Raw genomic sequence first — 20,881 nt, forward strand, 5'->3', positions numbered from 1 at the left:
CCCTTTAGTTGAACAAGATTCGTATTATCATTTCTTAACTTCTAAAAAGACTAATGTATATTCTTCTTTTTGAACGAATTCCCCTTGAGAACAATTCAATGAGAAATCTCCTGTAAACCAAAGGTCAACAACATCTCCTTCTTCAAGGTCTTCAAATGTGATTGCTTCGCCTGAAGTCTCTGTTAAGGATGTTTCGTTTGTTATGTTAAACCAAAAGTCTCCGCATTCACTGTTGCCTTTAACAAGTATTTTGTTATCAGACGAATCAATGTCTAAAATTTCTTCTGTATAACGGGGACCACCATCTTGATCTACTTGATCCGTATTATTACAAGATGTTAAAAAACAAGTAGCCAGTACAACTATTAATAATAAATTGCCTTTCACATAACCCCCCACTTTCGAGTTTAGATCTTCCAGCCTTTATTCAATTATCATGCTTCTTTAACACAATAGGAACTACCGCATCGACAACTCCTTGTTCCACTATTGCACCCGTTAGCTCAACAACGATTTAGTCATTAAACATTTTTTCAACATTATTTATTTCTACCTTCTCTTTTTCTGTACGATAATCATCATATTCATTTTGATCAGTTATTTTTAACAGTCCATGCTGAAAAAATGATAACAATCTCCTTGCTTCATTAACTATCTTAGGTTTAATATTCTTTAACATATCTCTCTTTTTAGGAAGATTATCAATTCCAGTAATATAATTAAGTCCTAAATATCGAAGAAATGAATATCCTTTGCAATAATCGTCATATACCTGCTCTAAAACCTCTACTAAATCACCTTTTTCATAAATTATATTTTCTAATAGTGAAACAATCCTCATTTGTTCAAACTCACCAAATGGAATTTTAATTTCAATAACTTTCTCTATTTCGTTTTTTATGTGGCTACTTCTATAATTCAAATCAAGTAGGTTAAAGTAAAAGTCATGACCATAAACCTTTTCTATTTCTGGTGTATTATAAAGCCATTCTTCGAATTCCGAAACGCTAATTAGCCCTTTATAAATTTTATAAAATTGCATTTGAATGTCCTTTTCATAGCTCACTAGCTAACTTCAACTCCTTAAACACTAACTTCACTTTTTCAACTCTTCTGCCCGTTAGTTTAAGATCACTTCTTCACAATCTAATTTATACTTTAACATAAATATCCAGTTAATAAGCCGCATTATTTATGATTGAGATAAATAAAAAGGGCTTTTCTTATTCAAGAAAAGCGCCCGATTGCGGAAGAATTGAATTCGAGATAACTAATAGTATGATCCTCAACTCTAGCCCCGTTTAAACTCACTCGATTGATTGCAATTTCTTGTCAATTGAAGTTAGTTGTTCAATTACTAGGTTTAAGTTTTCTTTTTTAAAGTCTATATTTATTTTGGTCTGTGGTTGCCTAATACTCCATTCACCTTTTCCAATAAAATTTTTATAAGCCTCATCCATTTTCTTTTCTAAGGAAATCACTTGTTCCTTTTTCATCAACGGTAATTTTTCTTTAAAAGCATTTATTACATCTTCATATTTTTTATCAAATGAGATTATGAAAGAAGAATATTCATTTTTCAAAATATACTCTGTTGATTTTGAAACAACTGACTCCATTGGATTTGCTAGCTCCCAATACATATTAGCTTGTTTTTCTGATACAGGAAAGCTATCCATTTCTTGTTTTGAAAGGTCTTTTATAAAACCATTAAAGTTACGCCACTCTTTTGCTCTTTCACTAAATTCATTTATAATAATTGCATTTTTAAGTAATTCCTCTTGATTCTCATTATTGCTTTTCATATTGAAAACTAAATAAAAAAATATAGTGTTAGAAATAAGTGAAAGAACAAGAAGAAGTTTGATCCATTTATTTTTATTCAAAGTAGTTCCCCCCTTTAAGAGTAGAATTATGACTTTAAAAGCCGATATCCTTATTAAACATAATGCTTCGTTAGCTTAAGAATTTAATTGAATTTTAACACAAATATCCAGTTAATAACTCAATCTAATCATAGTCAAGACAAAAACAAAGGACACAACCTTGTTCAAGGATTGCGCCCTAATCAGGAAGACTTGAATTCAAGATAATGAATGAATAATGAACTTTGTTAATAGCTACTTAATTAAGAAAAGTTGATAAAATTATAAATGAGGTCTAATCTTGATTATTTTCCTTTTCTCAATATCTATGTGAATAACAAAATAAAAACCAAAGGCAATTAATTGATTATTTTCGAACCTTATATCTTGGAAAAACTCTGAGTTAATATTTTTGTTTTTACAACTTTCATCATTTAAAAGAAATTCTTCAATATCCCACAATTTTTCACCAGTTAATAAATGATAAGAGATTATATTATTAAATGGTTCTAGATTAACTTGTCTATTACCACGATAAAATAAAACTATTATTTCATTACCCACTTCTTTTACATTTTGAACAGGTTCAACAAGCTCGACTGTCTTATTATTAAATTTAAGTTTACTTTTACCAATCCTATATTGAACCATTAGATCTGCCTCCTAACACGAAAACATTACTCCATAAAAGCGCCCGAATCTGGATGACTTGATTTCAAAATATCTAATCTGGTTTTCAACTTTAGCTTCCTATTGTTTATATGAGCATAAAAAAAATGCCACCCTTTGAATCTAAAGGATAGCTTAATAATGTTGACGAGAGTGCTTAAAATATTCGATAAAACAAGTTTGTTTATCATCAGAAAAGGAGTAGTAGATAATAAATTGATCTACTTGTACTTTATGACTTCCTTTCCATTCAAGTTTATCTGCTCTCGTACTAGTTCCAACCGTTATAATTTTCTTCTCTATACGTTCTAATAAGGTTAATTTGTATTCAATGGTTTCATTATAAGAAAAGTGATCACTCTTAATATTCTCAAATGCTTCCTTTGTGGTATCAAGCCAAATAAACCTCATTTATACTTGCCCGCTCCGTATCAGTTCTCTCATTTCTTCCGAAGTATAGGAATTACCTTCTCTTATATCCTTTTTAGCCTGTAGTAATTTTCGTTTTAACTCCTCGTCTTTTTCAACATCTTCAGCTACAGTAGTTTCTGAATCATCTTTATTATCAATAGCCACTATTTTATATTTTTGTCCATTTAGTTCAAAGGACTGATCTTTATCTTGAACAATCTCTTCTAATACCTTTGCCGCCTGAGCATCTACTTTTTTCATAAAATCGCCCCCTTGCCTCTAATGGTTTCAATACCTTATATTTTCATTTGAACATTCAATTATTTTATTTTCACCAGCTAATTCATCGTTATTCTCATTTATATTATATCACACGATAACAGTTATTCCATTAACAGAACATAAGCTTGAAAAGGAGCAATCTCAAACAAATCTTCACCATTATCTCGAATCCAAGTCTTCAACATAATGGCCCTAATCTTGAATAACTTTACCTACGATGTAAAAAGGCTTTTGATTGATCTAACTTATTAAAGAAAACGTTGATCAACCAAAAGAAAAGAGCGAAATCACATAATTTCGCTCTTAATTGCTTTTCATATTCCAGATCTCAAACCATTATTTTGAACAGCTTTCTGATAGTACACAGGGACGATTCAGATGTTTGGTTAAAACTTCACAAACGCATGAACCTTCCCTATATTTTTTAAAATGTATGAGCTAAATCCTTTGCTCGTGCAATTGCGTTTTGTTTAATCTCATCCGCTTTATCTGGCATTGCTGCATGCCCTTCTATAAATAAACCTTCAAAGGACGGAACGCCAAAGAATTGCATAACTGCATCTAAATAACGGTGTCCCATTTCCAATTGGGCTGCTGGTCCTTCAGAATAAATCCCGCCACGTGCTTGAATGTGAAGAGCCTTCTTATCCGTTAATAAACCAACTGGTCCGTGTTCCGTATATCTGAACGCTTTCCCTGCAACGGCAACCGAATCAATATAGGCTTTCATAACAGGCGGGAAAGAAAAATTCCACATTGGTGTTACAAAAACATACTTGTCTGCTGAGATAAATTGTTCACAAAGCTCTGATAGTCGTCCGACTTTCGCTTTTTCTTCAGAAGAAAGTTCATCAAATCCTTCTCCGGTTTGAAGCCTTCCCCAGCCACTAAAAACATCAGCATCTATTTGTGGAATATCTTCCTTATAAAGATCAATTTTCACGACTTCATCATCTTTATTTTCTTGTTTGTAGGTTTCAATAAATTCCTTCCCTACAGCCATACTATAAGAGTGTGTTTCATTGTGTGGATGTGCTGTGATGTACAATACTTTGGCCATTCATGTATCTTCCCTTCCTTTTAAAATAGGACATTTTATTTTGTGAAACCAATCGATTTTTATTCCTTAAAATCTCCCATAGAAAAAGGATTTATCTCTACTTATGAGACAAATCCCTTATATCATGTATTATTCTTTATTAAATTCATATGGATTACTACCAATATTTCTTCTCATCTCATCGGTTAATATAAATGGTTCTTCTGATGAATTAACAGCGGTACTATCTTGTTGTTGCACGCTACCATCATAATGTAATGGTTTTCCTTCCATTTTTATCACCTCCATTTCTTGTACGGTATTATGTACACATATCTATATAACTAAACGTTCCATCTTAAGCTCAGGCTTTATTATTATAAAATTTAATAAATCTAATACATTCACACAATCACAGCTTGTTATGCTTGATCTACCTCTTTTAAAAGATTGATATCTATTTTTTTCATTTGCAACATTTCTTTCATCACTTTTTCAGATTTGTCTCTATCTGAACTGGATAAAAGCTCTGGCAGAATATCAGGGATGATTTGCCATGATACTCCGAATTTATCCTTAAGCCATCCACATTGTTGGGCAGACTCATCTCCCCCTTCAGATAGCTTGTCCCAATAATAATCCACTTCTTCTTGAGTGGCGCAGTGAACAATGAAGGAGATCGCCTCATTAAACTTGAATTGTGGTCCCCCATTTAATGCGACGAACTTTTGCCCATTCAATTTGAAATCTACTGTCATGACTGCACCTTCTGACTGCCCGTGTATTTCTTGTCCCTCATTTAAATAGCGAGAGACTTTAACAATTTCGGAATCATCGAATATTGAAGTATAGAATTGTGCGGCTTCTTCAGCCTGATTATCAAACCAAAAATTCGGGGTGATCTTTTGGATATTACCCATGATTTTCTTCCTCCTTTAGGAATTGAGTCATCATAAATACAAAGCTCCCATCACATTTTTTCGCAAATCTTTTTACTATAATAAGTTTCTATGATTGTCATCTATTCCCTTCTTTTAATACGTGGTAAATTTCTACCAAAAAGAAGCGACCCCACAAACAAGGCTTTGTTTGTAGGGCCGCCACTTTTGGTTTAATTTACTGAATTTTATCCAAGCTTCATTTTGATCTTTCTATTGATTCATTTGGTGTAACAAGAACATCACTTTAGCTGCTTGAGCGCGGTTAGCATTTGCCATTGGGTTAAATTGATTTCCACTGTTACCCACCATTAGCTCAAGTTCACGGGCTGCATCTACATGTGCATTGAATCTTGGGCTAATATGCGCTTCATCATCATACATATAATCTTCTTTTGGCTCATATTCTGTGTTCATTTTTGCATTATACGCGCGAACTGCCATTGCAGCCATCTGTTGGCGTGTGATTTTTTCGTTCGGAGCGAATGTTTCTTCTGTCATACCATTTGTAATCCCTGCTTCATAAGCTGCTGCAATTTCAGCAGAGAACGTTTCAGAAACATCGATAAATGGTAAGTCAATGTTTGCTTCTAGATTAAGTGTTCGAGCTAACATCGCAGTGAACTGTCCACGTGTCACTTCTTCTTTAGGCATGAATTGATCTTCATTCATTCCATATACAATCCCAGCATTGGCTAGGCCGTATATATATTCGGAAGCCCAGAATTTAGCGGAAACGTCTGTAAACTTCATATCTTTTTCGTCAGACTTAGAAAACTTATCTGGGAACTGTGCAGCAATGGCTCCACTGAATAATTTAGCTGGTGTGAACATGTGCTCATAGCCAGAACGAGCAATGTCCCAAGTTTGACCATAATTTTCGTTCACGTACTGATCAAAAGTTCCTGTTAGCTGATCAACGTGTACCTGTAATCCTTGAGCAAGTCCGTCAGATGGAACGCGCTCTTCCGTTGCTGTACTCATGAATTGAGAGAAGTCTTTACGATAGTCATCTAATTCAGCAAGAGCTTCTTGCCTAGCTTCTTCATCGTCTTGTCCTGTTGCTTTTACATAATCAACGAAATAACCAATGTGAGAGCTCCATAGGTCTTTAAACTTTTGACCTGCTTCTTCACCATATACAGATCCAATCGTTGCGGATAGCTCTTCAGTATTCTGTTTTAGTGTCGCAACGTTTGCTTCAAATTCAGGCGCACCTTGAATACCATTTTGCATGGCTTGTTGAGCTAACGCAAAGTGTTCTGAGAGTAAGAAGTCTAGATCTGATCGAAGTTGAGCTGCTTTTGTGACAGCTTTTGTGTTATTAAACTTATCTGGGAATTGGTTCACAATGGCACTAGAAAGACCTTTACTTGTCATATACATGTGTTCCATCGCGTTACTTTGCGTTTTATAAGCTTCTTCATAATCCCCTTCTACAAATGCGTTGAAGCCTCCGATGAGTTGATTAATGTGTGTTTGCAAACCTTCTGCTAGAGCATCAGATTTAAGCTGGTTGTCTGTCGCATTGGACATAAATGTTGAGAATTCTTCTTTATAGTTTGCTAGGTTATCTAATGCTTCTTGTTTTGCCGCTTCGTTTTCATTTGCTGTTGCTTTCACGTAATCAACAAAGAATCCAATATGGTTACTCCAGAATTCGTTGAACTGATTCCCTGCTTCTTCACCGTAAACGCTAGTGATGGCTGCAGTTAAATCTTGTGTATTTCCTTCTAGAGCCGCCACTGCTTGTTCAAAGTCTGGATCTTGGTTTGCTCCTTTACGCATTGCTGTCATAGCCAAGTAAACGTGTTCGGAAAACATGCGATCCAAATCTGCTCTTAATTCGACTGCTGCCGTATCTACCTTAGGCTTCGTGTGATCCTCTGCTGACACGACATCCGCTAAAGATGGTACCAATAAGGATACACTCAACGGAATCGCTACAAATGTCTTTTTCCAGTTCATGAAATTACCTCCTGATTGTAAATTAGTTTACCTTTTAAAATTTCTATATTTTCTTTTCTACTTAGCTATCGAATCGTATATTGATTTGGATCACATTTTTTTATGATTTTTTATAAAAAATAAAAAGGTAGCATCTCCCTCCTGATATGATAGGGATTTGCTACCTTTTCATTCTAATTAAACTCTCAGAATAGATTTACATCCTAGAGCTCAAACCAATTATTTTGAACAGCTTTCTGATACCAGTAAAAGCTTTCCTTCTTCGTACGTTCAAATGTACGATAATTTACATGAATAATCCCGAATCGCTTACTATACCCTTCTGCCCACTCAAAGTTATCGAGAAGTGACCAAAGGATATATCCCTTAATCGGAACACCTGATTTAATCGCTCGATGAAGTGCGGTTAAATGCTGTTTCAAGTAATCAATTCTTTCCTGATCATTCACAACGCCATCTTCTACCTCATGATTATAACAAGCACCATTTTCCGTGATATAGATTGGAACATCCCCATATTTTTGCTGAATATGAATAAGTAATTTGTAAAACCCATCCGCATAAACTGGCCAGCCAATGTCCGTCTTTTGGTAATCCACCCAAATCGGCTCTACTTCAAACAATCCATTTCCTTCTTTATATCGAGCCACGCTACCAGAATAATAGTTGATACCCATGAAATCGATCGGTAAGGAGATAAGCTCCATGTCTCCCTCTTCTACGTTTAAATACCCATTATGTTTTGCAAATATATCTTGAAGCAGTTGAGGATATTCTCCTTTAAAGACAGGATCCATAAACCACTCGATCTTCCATTGCATATCTCGTTCACATGCATCAATGTCCTCTTGTTGTTGACTATAAGGTTCTAACCAATCTGCATTTGGTGCATACCCAATTTCTCCATCCGGTACGATTTCACGAAACGCCTGTACGGATTTCCCATGAGCTAATAATAAATGGTGAGATACATCAATAGCTGCTTGTAGGTCCTGCTTCCCTGGAGCATGTATGCCTAAGTAGTTTGATAGAAAAGAGGCACACCAAGGTTCATTAATGGTAATCCATTTCTTAACGACATCACCGAACTCTTTGAACATAGCCACTGCGTATTCCTTAAATGCGTCCGTTGTACTGCGAACTTCCCAACCACCTTGATCTTGTAAGGTTTGCGGTAGATCCCAGTGATATAGTGTGATAATCGGTTCAATGTCATGATCTAATAATTCCTGTATCAGATTTCGATAGTACTTTACACCTTCAGGATTCAGCTCATCGGTTCCTTTAGGCATGACTCTTGGCCAGGAAATGGAGAATCGATATACATCTACCCCTAGATCATTTAAGTACTGGACATCTTCTTTATAGCGATGATAACTATCACAAGCTTCATCCCCATTATCACCATTTTTCACATTACCGGGTGTGTGGGAGAAGGTATCCCAAATTGAAGGAGCTCTACCGTCTTTTTTCGCCGCCCCTTCAATTTGATAAGCAGCAGTTGCAGCTCCCCATTTCAAATCCTTTGGAAACTCTATTGTTGTCATATTTCTACCTCCGAACGATCTAATATTATGTGCGTCTTTTATTTATTTAATGGAACCTTCTGTAATACTTGAAATGAACAGTTTGTTAAACATGAGGAATATCACAATTAAAGGAACAGTTGCCCAGAATACACCTGATAACAGCATTCCAAAGTCGACATTATATGCATTGTTTAAGGAAGCAAGAGCAACCTGTAATGTGTAGGATTCCGGACTTCTTAACACGGTGAATTGCCATAGGAACTCACCCCATACTAAAGTGAAAACGATAATTCCTAATGTTGCAAAAGCTGGCTTGATAATTGGCAATACGATACTTCGATAGATTCTAAAATTCGAACAACCGTCTAATTTTGCAGCTTCCATAAGTTCATCTGGAACAGATTGAGACACATATTGGCGCATCAAAAAGATTCCTAATGGATTTAAGAGATACAGAATTCCAGCTCCGAATAATGTATCTAACCAGCCTAGCTTTGAAACAAGATAATACTGAGGAATCAATCCCAGTTGTGGGGGGATGACCATCGTAAGTAAAATTAAGATAAACAAAACATTCTTCCCTGGAAAGTGGAATTTCGCAAAGGCAAAACCAGCCAGTGAACTAATCAGTAAAACGACTAGCGTTACACTCGTACAAAGGAGAACCGTATTCCACATAGACTGAAAGAATGGAATCGAATCTAGCACATTTTGAAAATTTTCTACGAGTTTGGTACCCGGAATCAGTGCTGGTGGAATAGAGTTATAGGCTTCACTTGGTCTTGTAGCCATAACAAACATCCAGTAAAACGGGAACAATGAAAAAAGAGTTGCGAAAATTAACACTGCATAAATAGGAATGCTCCCTAGTGAAAACTTCTTTTTATGATCTTTTCGCATTTTTCACCCCACCCTTTTTTCGTTTAGATCCTGACGTTAACCATGTGTTTAAAGAAGCTACGATGACGATAATAATTAGCAATAAAACAGCTGTCGCAGATGCTGTACCGAAGGAATTCAAGCTAAATGCATCTCTGTATAAATACATCACGACTGTCATCGCTTCATCTCTTGAAAAGGCCGATGATCCTAAGAATACTGTTGGTTCAGCGAAGAGCTGCATTGCTCCAACTGTAGACATAAATACAGTTAATAGGATGAAAGGCTTTAATAAAGGTATTGTGATGTGGAAGAATTGTTGCACTTTGTTTGCCCCATCAATTGTAGCTGCTTCGTATAAGTCTTTTGGAATACTTTGAAGACCAGCTAAATAAATGATTGTATTGTAGCCAACCCATCTCCAGAAAACCATAAGAGATATCGCTATTTTTGCTCCCCATTCGGAGGTTTTCCAATTGACCGGGTCAATGCCAAACCAACCAATGACATAGTTGGCTAGAGCAGCTTCGTTGCTACTGAAGAAGACACCAAACACCAAAGCTACAGCAACCATTGAGGTGATATAAGGCATAAAGATGCTTACTCGAAAAAAGTTTGTAAACTTTATTGCGGCCATATTTAAAAAGTAAGCTAATACAATTCCAACTAATAACTGAGGTGCAGTACCCAGAATCCCCATAATAAATGTGTTATACAAGGACTTCCAAAAAAGCGGATCTTGTAAGACTAGGGAGAAGTTTTGCCATCCGACAAATTGCATTTCTCCAAAGCCATTCCACTTCTGGAAGGCGAGTACAATACTAAATATAGCAGGATATAATCCAATGACTGCGAAAACGATGAAGAAAGGAGCTATGTACAGATACCCTGAGACCATATCTTTTTTCTTCTCAGATAATTTTTTCTTTTTTGGTGTGTTGGTTTCTTGTTTCGCTCGGGTAAGTTCCATCCGCTGAACCTCCTATCAATAAGGGCTAGATAGCACTCGCCATCCAGCCCCTGTTTAAAAACTATCTCTTCAGAACATCCTTAATACGTTTTACAGCAGCATCCCATTCTTTCTCTGGATCTCCTCCGTCGCGCACATTTTGAAGAGCTGTTAACATTTCATTGTTAACCGTTACATATTTTGGACCCTTATAAACAGCTGGAATGTCTTGTGCTGCTTTAGCAAAAACTTCTGCAGTATTTTGTCCTCCAAAATATTCATCCGAATTCTGTTTGAACTCTTCTTTCTCATATACAGACGGAGCTGATGGGAATAGTCCATTATCCACAAACGATTTCAATTGATTCTCAGGACTTACAAGCCACTTTGCGAACTTGTAAGCTTCTTTACTCTGTTTCGTTTCGTTCGGGATTGCGATATAAGAGCCACCCCAGTTTCCTGCAAATTGATCAGGAAGTGTCGTAACACGCCATTTGCCTTTTGCTTCTTTCGCATTCTCGGTCATGTACCCTTTCAACCATGCAGGAGCCATCTCAACAGCAAATTGACCTTTATTTAATGCATTTGCCCATTCAGGTGTCCACATTTCATACTCGCCAACATAACCTTCTTGATGTAACTCAACTGCAAAATCGTAGGCGTCTTTAACTTTGTTGCCTTCTTCTTCGATTAGTAAATCACCATCGCGGTTGAAATAACTAACCTTTAAAGCATCCATGTTTGCACGGAATGCCATTTCCATGCTGTCTACCATAGGCTTTCCAGTCTCCGCTAACACTGTAGAAGCAGCTTCCTTGAATTCAGCTGGAGTTGAAATCATTTCACTTACCTTATCAGGCTCTGTTGGTAAGCCAGCATTTTTGAACACTTCTGTGTGATAGTACATCGCTTTAGGTCCGATGTCTGTTGGTAGTCCAAATAGAAAATCTCCTGAACCATTTTCAGCAATATTCCATTTCCAATCTAAGTATTTGTCTTGAACTTCTTCTGCACCTAAGTCATATAAATTTGTAAAACGACTTTGAGCTTCACGGAATCGATCCAATTGATCAATCTCAATCATCGTTAAGTCAGGTGCACCAGTTCCAGAGGAGATTGCTGTAAATAAGCTATTATGATGATCTCCTAGTTCTGATTTACGAACATTAATCGTTACGTTCGGATTGTCTTTCTGATATTCTTCTGCTAAATCTTCATAGTTCGTTGCTCCAAACACCCAAAAATCCAGTTCAACTTTCTCTCCGCCGCCTTCTCCTGTCGCTTCCTCATCACTACAACCCATTAGAAGCACACTAAAGCTCAGAAGCAAAGCAAACAACACATACATTTTCTTCATCCTGTTTCCTCCCCTAAAATAAATTCTCATACCTTAAGAATCATAGATTAAAACAAAGATGCCTTACGAAACCGGTTTCTGTTTTCTTTAAAAGAATCACCGGTTCCGTTTTTCGAAACCGGTTTCTTTTTTAACTTAATTTGATTATAAGTTTTTATGTATCCGTTTTCAATAGTTTTTTTCAAAAAAAAGAAACCGATTTCGATATTGGTAAATTAATAATTGTAAGTTTGCAAAAATGAACAGCGTGAACTAGATCGATTCGTACGTTACATTACTTTCTCTAGTTAACGTTCACTAGCTATGACTTCTCCACCTGAATAAGCCTTATATTCCAGGGTACTGTTTCTCTCATTTAAGTTTTAATTTTCTATATAGATAGATTCCTTCATACACATAACTAAGACATATCATTATAAAAAAAACACCTAACTCTTTAGCATCTTGTAAAGTAAAATCCCATAAAACGGACCAACTGTATGCTAAATAAATACCATTAAATATGCCCTGGAGGAACAGCTTATTATACTCCCCAAACCGCAAATATATTAAAGGCCCTAGTAAAAGGAAAAGAATTAGTAAGGGCTGCCTCCAAGTTAAATAATCTTGTACAAAATCCAACCTCTATTCACCATCCAAGGTATCCATAAATTAGTTCAACGAATCCAAGTGCTTCCGATCATTCAAAAAATGAATAACTCGATCTCGTTCCGTAATTTCAATTAAATGCATTCCCGTATCTCCAGTCTTAAACCAATAGTCTTTTGTAACAGGATTCTTAAGAAAAGACTGAAGGATATTATTGATCACTCGACCGTGAGCGACAATGGCTATACGGTTTTGAGTTGACGTTGTAATGATTTTGGAGAAGATCATTTCAATTCTCATCCTAAATTCAATAAACGACTCACCATCTTGGACTCTCTCATGAGGATGGTCTGGTAATGGTAGTTTTTTAGCTTCTTCAAAATCAACACCTGCAAAGACTCCATTATTAAACTCTCTTAAATCATCTTCATACCTAACTTTACACTCCGTATGTTCAGCAAGGTAAGATGCTGTTTCCTTCGCTCTTTTCAGTGTACTTGACCATATTATATCTGGCGGAATCTCAGAGCTTACTCTCTCAGCCATAGCCGATGCTTGCTTACGTCCCAGGTCCGTTAAGGAAAAATCAGCTCTCCCCTCATGAACGTTTAGGAGGTCCGCTTCTGATTCACCGTGTCTGATCAGTAAAAATTCCACATTACCACCCCTATACTTGAAGCAATGACAACAAGTAAAAACCCAATCCCCTTTAGCTTGAGATTGAATTTTGAAACCTTCACTTGTATTTCGCTGTCGCTTTTCAAATCATCGTTATCTATGTTTTCACGCCACTTCAACACTACAATTGCAATATTCTTAGAAAATACAAATAAAAAGAACCCTATTATGCTAAGAACTTTTAACATGATAGCCCCCTACCTTATTCCAGATAAGCGTCAAAATCTAGAATCTCAACCGTTACTGGAATATCTTCAACCGTATTTATAGTAGATTTCTGAAGAGCCATTAAATACTGAACCCAAAGATCACTTTGGATACCACTTTCTTTCAGACGCTCCATTGTATCTGGACCGAATACATCTTGATCAACCTGGTACCACCCACTAGTTAGATTTAAGACAGATTGATATCGCTTCAGTTTATCTTCGGGAATTTGTTTAGATTCTCCCAACTCATCGGACAAATTTTTAAAATAACGAGCAATGTCACCAGCTGCAAGAGAGGTTTCACTTCCAATACCTAAATCGTCTCGTTCACCAACCCGATCGAATTCGTGGGCCATTGCTTCATACTTCCAGGTTAGTTCATGAATTCTACTAAACTCACGACTAAGAGCAGAGGCTTGCTCTGGGGTGATTGTCTTTGTTGTAATCACGTCTTCCATCACATTCATCGCTTCTTCACTAGAATGGGAAACATGCCATAAATCATCACTCATCATGGAATTGGTTATATAGTCTTCATATTGTCTTTTTTCATGCCAGTTGTACCACCCCCATACCATAAAAGTGAAAATTAGTATAAGCGCAAGACCCGATTTCATGTTTAGGTTTTTATAAAGCACTTCTTTCATAATGTTACCCCTTACTTAACCAAATCATCGATATAAGGTGTGATAAACCCTCTATATTCACCTTTTAGATCCTGCGGAAGGCTATCTAGATTAAAATATTTTACTTCTAAGGATTCTGCTTCTTCTATCTCAACCTCACCTGAAATATCATACGAAACATACACTGCCGTAACAGAATAGAGCTCATCCCCATTAGCCACTTTTAAATAGTAGTCTTCGCCAGAGAAAACACCTAATAGTTTTAAGTCACCTATGTCCAGTCCTGTTTCTTCTTTCACTTCTCTTCGTGCCGTATCCTCAAGACTTTCGCCCAGTTCCATGATGCCCCCGGGTAACCCCCAGCCCCCATCTGTGCGATGTTGTAAAAGGATTTGATTATGTTCATTCATCATAATGACGACGGCTCCTGGCAAGATTAACGGTTTATGCCCAACATAACGTCTTAAATCTTGTACATAATTCATTTGACTCCCCCTAGTTTTATGCGGTTATGTAATTCATCACGTCTTCTATGTAATTCTCGAACTGTTGATCTGTTTTAACAAGTAAACACTCATAGTTGGAAGGCTTTTTACTATTCTCAAGGGTGGATGAAAAATCCTCCTCTGAATGAAACGAAGCAAACTGACTTATCATGGTTTCTCTTTTATGTAGTCTATTATTGATTTCACTCAAATCATCAAGATAGCATTCCACATATTTATAAGCCGCATTGTATTTTTCAGCCAACCTAGTTCCTTTTTGCACCATCTCCTCATAAAAACAAGGCGCATCAAACACAACACTACTTCCTTGTGATAAGTGAAATTCAACGAGGGACCAATCAATACCGTATGACACTTTCCCTGCTAGTTTAAGATCAATGGGAGTTTCTTCAATGTTTTCTAACAAGGCAGATTTTACAATATCGTGATCTACCACAACTGCCCCCGTTCTGTTCCCAATTTCTCGGGCGAGTGTTGATTTCCCTGAGCCCGGGAAACCGGACATTTGAACAAAAAACATACTCTATGTACCTCTCTTTCTTTTTTCTTTTAATAAGACGGTTTCTTAATGTTACAAAATGGTTATGCTCAAATGAAGAAAAGGACTGTTTAAGAACAGCCCTTAAGCCTTTATAAACTTCCTATAGACATGAGTATTTTGATGAGGTTTAAAACCTAGAGATAAATATAACTTTTCAGCCTTTTTGTTATTCTCCATGTAGCAAATTTGAATCTCATTATAACCTTGCTTCACTACCTCATTTACTCCAAACTGAAAAGCTTTTCTTCCATATCCTTTTCCTTGATAGTCTGGAGAAACCAATAAGTTTTCAATTGTCCCATCGCCAATGGTTACTGAAGCAATGATTTGGTCCCCGTCCAATACAAGATACACCTTGTCTTTATTATTCAATTTATACGTGTCAATCATTGCTTCTGTGGCGATATAAGGTTCAAGATCATTTGATTTCTTAATCGGGTAATAACACTCTTGATTTAATTGAACGAATTGCTGAAAGTGCTTATCCTCATACTTATGAAACTCTAAGTCACTTGGAGGGAATCCGTCTCCTTTATAAATCAATACTGGAGAACCCCACCATTTTTCAAATCCCATCTTTTCTGCAAAACGGCCGAAATCTTTAACATCTACTCTCATATAAGAACTTAAGTAATCAGGTTGAAGCTCTAAAAGGTGAGATTCCATTTCCTTATATAAAGTCGATCCCATCCCTCTTCCCCTTGCCCCTGGCTCTACATACAAGCTAACTTGTGCTTCTTTTTTTCCTACATCATTTTCTACGATCGTTGAGTAAGCAAACCCTTGGATCCCGTTTTGGTCATATACGATAACCTTTGCTGCATTGGTTTGAATATCATCTATGTCTCCAACTTCATATTCGTTATCAATGGTTTGGATGAGATCAAGTACACCATCCCGATCTTGATCTGTGTAAACTCTAATCATAGTAAAACTCCTCTATAAAAATTCCCAGACTTTATATAATTCCAGAAAATGCTTCTGATTCCTTCCACCATGAAAAGGGAATTAACTTTTTGATATAGAAAACGTTGATATTCGGGTACTGAATAAGAGATAGGAGGAATTGAAATGTGGAACACCAATGATTTTACGAGAATGCTGAATGTAGAGTATCCCATCATACAAGCTCCTATGGCTGGAAAACCAACAACTCCAGAGCTTGCTGCAGAGGTAAGCAATGCTGGTGGCTTGGGTATGGTTGGAGCTGGTTATTTTAGTGTGGACAAAGTAAGGGATACCGTTCGTCAGGTGAAAGAATTAACTAGTTTTCCCTTTGGCGTGAACCTTTTCGTAGTAGATGAACAAGACATATCAGCGGATAAGTTGGAAAAAGGCTTTAATGTCTTAGAGCCTTTTCGAAACGAGCTGAACATGAACAATGAAATGCCAGACTTACGTTTTGATAACCATTTAGAGACCAAAGTAGAAGTGCTTATTGAGGAAAATGTACCTGTCTGTTCCTTTACGTTTGGAATCCCTTCTTCTGAGATCCTAAACAAGCTCAAAGATAATGGAATTTTGGCCATAGGTACGGCAACAACGGTGGAAGAAGCAAAAGCCATTGAGGATGTTGGGATGGATGCTGTTGTTATGCAAGGGAGTGAAGCCGGCGGTCATCGAGCTACCTTTTTGGGAGAAGCAAACGATAGTATGGTTGGAACCATCGCCTTGGTCCCACAAACAGTCGACCATGTCTCGATTCCCGTCATTGCATCTGGAGGCATTATGGATGGACGTGGTTGTGCGGCTGCCTATATGTTAGGTGCACAGGCCGTGCAGATGGGAACTGCCTTTTTAACAACCTACGAAAGCGGAGCACCTCACCTTTACAAAGAAGCGATACTAGATGCAAATGAAGATCACACTGTTATCACAAAAGCGTTCTCTGGAAAAGAAGCAAGAGGGATCCAAAATCGCTTTACTCGTTTTATGAAGGAGCAATCTTTCATCCCTCCTTATCCGATTCAGAATAGCTTAACAAAAGGAATACGAAGTGAAGCTGCTAACCAAGACAATAAAGAGCTTATGTCCTTATGGTCAGGTCAGGGAAATCGCTTGAGTACGATGATTGGTGCCAGGGAGCTTTTTTATAAGATTGTTAGAGAGGTAGATCAGTTGTTAGGTGAATAGAAAAAACTAGCTTTCCTTCTTCCTTTTACGAAGATCACCAAAAGTGTTTAATAACAACTGAACCACAATTAAAGATAAAAGATAAGCAATGACAGGTTCATCCGTATGCCACAGAGAAATAAGGGCGGAAAATAAAAGTGTGGATGCCCCGAATAGAATAAACAAATAAATCAACGAACTAATGATTGCACTCACATTTCTTCCCCCTTACTTGGCATTTGGTTTAATCCTTTTCAACAACTTCTATCTTTCCCAACTTGATTTTTGGTGGGTACGACTCACCCGCACCACTAGCACCCCAGACCTTGACCTTCTGCCCCTTTTCATATTCAGAAACAGAATCAAAGAACCCTTTCGTATAAAACGAAATAACTTCTATCTCCTTTTCAATATATCTATCAATTTCCTTCCAATTCATACTTACTGCTTGATCTTTTGTTATTCCATTCACTACTAATAAATCATTGGCTGTTACTTTCACCACATAGCCTTCAATTGTTGGTGAGCCAGTGAATTCTTTTTCATCTTGACTACATGCTGATAAAACTGTAAGCAAAATCGCTATTGATAGTGTAACCTTTTTCACCCTTGTACCTCCTCAGCGCTAAGAGTTTGCGAGAAAAATAAAAACAACGGTAATAATAAGCGCTTGTGCGAAGGTTATAACCGCATCATTTTTCCAACATGTATTGCCGAACGGACTCCACTTGAATCCAAGTAGACTGATTACTCTAGCAATGATAAAACTACATCCCCATATGGCGAGAAATACTATTAAAAAGTTCATGTACTTATTTTTATTCAAAAGACCTGAGTTACTCTTGTCATTGAGACCTAAAAATTCCTCAAAATATTCTTTGCTTTTCTTATCTTCATTTTTCACTTCACCGTTTTTTATAAAAACTACGCCATTTGGTCCACCTACTGATCCTAATATAGCTAAAGGAGTACTCTTTAAAAACAGCAAAAATTCTCCATCATTCTTTTGGAATTCCCTGATTCGTGATAGATCATTATAATCAATACCTGCTGTTACTTCATTAAAAAAGTTACCTTTATAATCCTCTTCAATTTCAAATTGCACGCCTACATATGGACCAGTTTGTTCGCTATAAGTGGTTTCCGCGGAAAAATCAAACTTCCCTTTAACGATGACATCTGCTCGTTCCTCTACTTCTTCAGGTGATAACTCTTCCCATAGTGTTGCAAAAGCTCTGTTATGACTAAAAAGTGTGACTAAAACGCAACCAAGTAAGATTAGCATGAGATGTATTATGTTTTTGTTCAAAGTAACCCTCCCATCTTTAAGGTAAACGGTCTAAAAAAGATTGAATCCCTTTTTTACTCGTTAACTTTACAATCTTTTTATTAGGATCCATCTCTTTAAACCTCTCAATCCTTTCTCTCATCTTTTCCTTGCGTGGATAATACGTTGTAATGATGAACTTAATGAATTTATAATCCAACTTTTCTCTACAACCTTCACCCATATCAGGCCTATTTTTGCCTATATTCAAAAAGAACCGCTTGAACACTCGATACAAGCACACGCTCAATGGGAGCTCTAGATAAATGATCGTATCTGCGTAAGGAGCTCGAACATCATAGGTGTTGCTATAATTACCCTCAATAATCCATTGATCTTGTGATACAACCTGCTCTTGCTTTAATCGGAACTCCTCAAGTGAACGCTCAACCCAACCAGGTTTCCAGTAGAATGTATCGAGATGATAGACTTCGATATCTAATTTTTCACCTAGCCTTCTGGCAAATGTGGATTTCCCTACACCAGCTGAAGCTCCCATTACCATAATGCGTTTCAACAGAATCCCCCTTTCCTTCTACTTCACTTCTACGATCACCTGGCCAAAGTACTCATCCCCCAAATAGACAAGCAATGCCCAACTCCCCTCTTCTGTTAACTTCATTGTAGAAGGCGCATGAGCATCCGCCCCATTATTGGGACCTCCAGGAGCATTGTAACTCCATACATAATCCTTCCCCATCATAAGCACAGGGGTGATTCCCTGACTTCCTTTTTTAATCCCGACCACTGTTAAATCCCCCTTCGGAACATCTCCCCAAAAGTGCCACATATATTTTTGAGGTTTGTTCTCAACGAAAGGAGCATCGATAAAGCCTAGTTTGTTTGGAACCCCTCTTACTGTATAAGTCCCAGCCTCAAATGTTTCACTAAGCTCCCAATCGATGTTTTCGATCGTCGTATCACGAACTTCTACAGGTAACTTTTCAGAGGTTTTATCAGTATCAATCGTAAGCTCCTGACCACCATTACAAGCAACTAGCATCCCCAGTGTCATGAATATGAGAAGGTTCTGTATGGTTTTCATATGGGGCCCTCCATTCAATATTTCTACATATAAACCGAAAACAATGAACTACCAAAAGCTAATATTCCTGCAACAACAAATATTAAAAATAAACCACTAAACATGTATGTAATAAACCGACTACGGTCCATCCCCGTTCTAAGTTCCCATAACCCTAAGGTAACTAAGTAAAGCCCCATCGTTATTGCGATCATTGGAAGTAAGAAGATCAGACTCATAGAATCCCCCTTGATTTTGTTCTATTAATCAGCAAATAATGATTGAAACATGATCAGGGGCTAATACGCCCCATTACAATCGTGTTATAGTAGTTTCCATCCGATAAAAGTTTATCTTTTTTCAATATCCCTTCTACTTCAAAACCATAGTTTTTATACAGGTTAATAGCTGATTCATTGGTTTCTAGGACACTCAATGATAGTTTTTCAATGCTGCTAGAATCCGCCCATTTTATTGATTCTTTTAAGAGGTTGGTTCCTATTCCATGTCCCCAATAATCTTGTAAAACACAGACTCCAAATTCTACTCTATGGGCTGTTCTTTTCAAGGAATTTCCTTCACACCTCGAAAAACCTACAATATTATGATCAACGGCTGCCACCAAAAATAGATCACGCTCATGTTCTCGATCATTTTGGATGAGCTGTTTAAAGCCCTCTTCATCTATGTAAGCTTCCCCTCGTTCTCGATCCATGTTTTCCGTTTCACCGTCGATTTGTAATCTTAGCTGAGATAATTGATTCGCATCCTCTTCTTTTGCAGTTCTTATTGAGTACCTCAAATTTTTAATCTTAAATGCTTTGGAATTCACACATCTTCACTACCTTCTACCGATTTCTTTTATCATTTCACCATTAGTATCATAAATCTTGTAGGATATATCTTTAACCTCCGTTAACTCCCTATTAAGAGGAATGACAAAAATATTATGTTCATTAATATCCGCTTCTCTTTTCTCGCTCACCTGTTTATTTTCATAGTCATAGGTGTAGGTTAATGTTATTTTTGCTGCATTCTTTGGTTTCTGTACAATCCCATAAAAATATAATTGGTTTGATTCTGGGTGAGTGAAATAATGATAGTTAAAAGAATCAGCTCTGTTTATGTAAAAGGCCGTATCTCCGTTTCCTTCTTCAAACTTATATGTTCCGTTCTTCACTTCATAAAAACACATTACTATGTTGTTCTCATATTGGAAAACAGCGGTCTGATTCTTATCATTTTGATATAAAAGTGTTTCTTCACCATCACTATAAATACTTATCGCTTCCTCAAGTGAGGGAGAATGCCCCTTCGCTGTATTACATCCACTTAAAACAAACATGAATACTAAGAAAAGATTTCTCGTTATTTTTTTCATATA

29 protein-coding genes are annotated in these 20,881 nt (G+C 36.9%); 1 reads left to right on the forward strand and 28 read right to left on the reverse strand.

Going from position 1 to position 20,881, the window contains the following annotated elements:
- Positions 1 to 27: 27 nt before the first annotated feature.
- The 20 genes from H514_RS0116430 to H514_RS0116535 form a co-directional block, all read right to left on the reverse strand.
- Complete coding sequence (locus H514_RS0116430; protein ID WP_027445099.1) at positions 28 to 387, reverse strand: hypothetical protein; 360 nt, start codon at positions 385 to 387, stop codon at positions 28 to 30.
- Between the two features lie 127 nt (positions 388 to 514).
- Entirely contained in the window at positions 515 to 1,066 is a 552-nt protein-coding gene (locus H514_RS0116435) for a hypothetical protein (protein ID WP_027447944.1), read from the reverse strand.
- Positions 1,067 to 1,307: 241 nt separating this feature from the next.
- Positions 1,308 to 1,886: a hypothetical protein gene (locus tag H514_RS0116440; RefSeq protein WP_027447945.1), complete on the reverse strand. Its 579-nt coding sequence runs from the start codon at positions 1,884 to 1,886 to the stop codon at positions 1,308 to 1,310.
- Positions 1,887 to 2,147: 261 nt separating this feature from the next.
- Positions 2,148 to 2,516 carry a hypothetical protein gene (locus tag H514_RS0116445; RefSeq protein WP_027447946.1) on the reverse strand — a complete coding sequence of 123 codons (369 nt, stop codon included), beginning with the start codon at positions 2,514 to 2,516 and terminating at the stop codon, positions 2,148 to 2,150.
- A 153-nt stretch (positions 2,517 to 2,669) separates the two neighbouring features.
- A complete protein-coding gene (locus H514_RS0116450; protein WP_027447947.1) occupies positions 2,670 to 2,945 on the reverse strand; it encodes a hypothetical protein in 276 nt (91 codons plus the stop codon).
- A complete protein-coding gene (locus H514_RS0116455; protein WP_027447948.1) occupies positions 2,946 to 3,206 on the reverse strand; it encodes a hypothetical protein in 261 nt (86 codons plus the stop codon). It abuts the gene before it with no gap.
- A 445-nt stretch (positions 3,207 to 3,651) separates the two neighbouring features.
- On the reverse strand, positions 3,652 to 4,287 hold the full coding sequence (locus H514_RS0116460; protein WP_027447949.1) for an FMN-dependent NADH-azoreductase: 636 nt from the start codon (positions 4,285 to 4,287) through the stop codon (positions 3,652 to 3,654).
- Between the two features lie 129 nt (positions 4,288 to 4,416).
- A complete protein-coding gene (locus H514_RS25000) occupies positions 4,417 to 4,560 on the reverse strand; it encodes a hypothetical protein (protein ID WP_169449772.1) in 144 nt (47 codons plus the stop codon).
- A gap of 128 nt (positions 4,561 to 4,688) precedes the next feature.
- Entirely contained in the window at positions 4,689 to 5,186 is a 498-nt protein-coding gene (locus H514_RS0116470) for a VOC family protein (RefSeq protein ID WP_027447950.1), read from the reverse strand.
- Positions 5,187 to 5,417: 231 nt separating this feature from the next.
- Entirely contained in the window at positions 5,418 to 7,172 is a 1,755-nt protein-coding gene (locus H514_RS23310; protein WP_081673065.1) for an S-layer homology domain-containing protein, read from the reverse strand.
- 203 nt (positions 7,173 to 7,375) lie between these two features.
- On the reverse strand, positions 7,376 to 8,719 hold the full coding sequence (locus H514_RS0116480) for a GH1 family beta-glucosidase (RefSeq protein ID WP_027447951.1): 1,344 nt from the start codon (positions 8,717 to 8,719) through the stop codon (positions 7,376 to 7,378).
- Between the two features lie 42 nt (positions 8,720 to 8,761).
- Positions 8,762 to 9,601 (reverse strand): carbohydrate ABC transporter permease, encoded by an 840-nt coding sequence (locus H514_RS0116485; protein ID WP_027447952.1) that lies wholly within the window; start codon positions 9,599 to 9,601, stop codon positions 8,762 to 8,764.
- Positions 9,585 to 10,550, reverse strand: coding sequence for a carbohydrate ABC transporter permease (locus H514_RS0116490; protein WP_027447953.1), 966 nt, complete (start codon positions 10,548 to 10,550; stop codon positions 9,585 to 9,587). Before H514_RS0116490 ends, H514_RS0116485 begins: the two co-directional genes overlap by 17 nt.
- 61 nt (positions 10,551 to 10,611) lie before the next feature.
- Positions 10,612 to 11,886, reverse strand: coding sequence for an ABC transporter substrate-binding protein (locus H514_RS0116495; RefSeq protein WP_027447954.1), 1,275 nt, complete (start codon positions 11,884 to 11,886; stop codon positions 10,612 to 10,614).
- A gap of 651 nt (positions 11,887 to 12,537) precedes the next feature.
- Positions 12,538 to 13,131: a histidine phosphatase family protein gene (locus tag H514_RS0116505; protein ID WP_027447956.1), complete on the reverse strand. Its 594-nt coding sequence runs from the start codon at positions 13,129 to 13,131 to the stop codon at positions 12,538 to 12,540.
- Positions 13,116 to 13,340, reverse strand: coding sequence for a hypothetical protein (locus tag H514_RS0116510; protein ID WP_027447957.1), 225 nt, complete (start codon positions 13,338 to 13,340; stop codon positions 13,116 to 13,118). The genes H514_RS0116505 and H514_RS0116510 overlap by 16 nt, the downstream gene beginning before the upstream one ends.
- Before the next feature lie 14 nt (positions 13,341 to 13,354).
- Positions 13,355 to 14,008 carry a hypothetical protein gene (locus H514_RS0116515; protein ID WP_027447958.1) on the reverse strand — a complete coding sequence of 218 codons (654 nt, stop codon included), beginning with the start codon at positions 14,006 to 14,008 and terminating at the stop codon, positions 13,355 to 13,357.
- Between the two features lie 11 nt (positions 14,009 to 14,019).
- A complete protein-coding gene (locus tag H514_RS0116520; protein WP_027447959.1) occupies positions 14,020 to 14,472 on the reverse strand; it encodes an NUDIX hydrolase in 453 nt (150 codons plus the stop codon).
- A 16-nt stretch (positions 14,473 to 14,488) separates the two neighbouring features.
- The gene (locus H514_RS0116525; protein ID WP_027447960.1) at positions 14,489 to 15,013 is read right to left on the reverse strand and encodes an AAA family ATPase; all 525 of its coding nucleotides are present in this window, start codon (positions 15,011 to 15,013) and stop codon (positions 14,489 to 14,491) included.
- Positions 15,014 to 15,115: 102 nt separating this feature from the next.
- Positions 15,116 to 15,961 carry a GNAT family N-acetyltransferase gene (locus H514_RS0116535; RefSeq protein WP_027447961.1) on the reverse strand — a complete coding sequence of 282 codons (846 nt, stop codon included), beginning with the start codon at positions 15,959 to 15,961 and terminating at the stop codon, positions 15,116 to 15,118.
- Between the two features lie 144 nt (positions 15,962 to 16,105).
- Between H514_RS0116535 and H514_RS0116540 the strand changes: the two genes are divergently transcribed.
- Entirely contained in the window at positions 16,106 to 17,167 is a 1,062-nt protein-coding gene (locus H514_RS0116540) for an NAD(P)H-dependent flavin oxidoreductase (RefSeq protein WP_027447962.1), read from the forward strand.
- A 6-nt stretch (positions 17,168 to 17,173) separates the two neighbouring features.
- Here H514_RS0116540 and H514_RS0116545 read toward each other — a convergent pair whose 3' ends face one another.
- The 8 genes from H514_RS0116545 to H514_RS0116580 are packed head-to-tail and all read right to left on the reverse strand — an operon-like array spanning position 17,174 to position 20,878.
- Positions 17,174 to 17,362 (reverse strand): hypothetical protein, encoded by a 189-nt coding sequence (locus H514_RS0116545; RefSeq protein WP_027447963.1) that lies wholly within the window; start codon positions 17,360 to 17,362, stop codon positions 17,174 to 17,176.
- A 28-nt stretch (positions 17,363 to 17,390) separates the two neighbouring features.
- The gene (locus H514_RS0116550; protein WP_027447964.1) at positions 17,391 to 17,753 is read right to left on the reverse strand and encodes a YobA family protein; all 363 of its coding nucleotides are present in this window, start codon (positions 17,751 to 17,753) and stop codon (positions 17,391 to 17,393) included.
- Positions 17,754 to 17,771: 18 nt separating this feature from the next.
- Complete coding sequence (locus tag H514_RS24045; protein ID WP_051255185.1) at positions 17,772 to 18,455, reverse strand: hypothetical protein; 684 nt, start codon at positions 18,453 to 18,455, stop codon at positions 17,772 to 17,774.
- 16 nt (positions 18,456 to 18,471) lie between these two features.
- Entirely contained in the window at positions 18,472 to 18,990 is a 519-nt protein-coding gene (locus tag H514_RS0116560) for a P-loop NTPase family protein (protein ID WP_027447965.1), read from the reverse strand.
- An 18-nt stretch (positions 18,991 to 19,008) separates the two neighbouring features.
- Complete coding sequence (locus H514_RS0116565) at positions 19,009 to 19,518, reverse strand: DUF4871 domain-containing protein (RefSeq protein ID WP_036842060.1); 510 nt, start codon at positions 19,516 to 19,518, stop codon at positions 19,009 to 19,011.
- A 23-nt stretch (positions 19,519 to 19,541) separates the two neighbouring features.
- Complete coding sequence (locus H514_RS0116570; RefSeq protein ID WP_197063065.1) at positions 19,542 to 19,736, reverse strand: hypothetical protein; 195 nt, start codon at positions 19,734 to 19,736, stop codon at positions 19,542 to 19,544.
- A gap of 53 nt (positions 19,737 to 19,789) precedes the next feature.
- Positions 19,790 to 20,329, reverse strand: a complete 540-nt coding sequence (locus tag H514_RS0116575; RefSeq protein ID WP_027447968.1) for a GNAT family N-acetyltransferase — start codon at positions 20,327 to 20,329, stop codon at positions 19,790 to 19,792.
- Between the two features lie 9 nt (positions 20,330 to 20,338).
- Positions 20,339 to 20,878 carry a membrane lipoprotein lipid attachment site-containing protein gene (locus tag H514_RS0116580; RefSeq protein ID WP_027447969.1) on the reverse strand — a complete coding sequence of 180 codons (540 nt, stop codon included), beginning with the start codon at positions 20,876 to 20,878 and terminating at the stop codon, positions 20,339 to 20,341.
- Between the last annotated feature and the right edge of the window lie 3 nt (positions 20,879 to 20,881).

It is taken from the genome of Pontibacillus marinus BH030004 = DSM 16465 (genome assembly GCF_000425225.1).
In the GTDB taxonomy this organism is placed as follows: Bacteria; Bacillota; Bacilli; order Bacillales; family BH030062; genus Pontibacillus; species Pontibacillus marinus.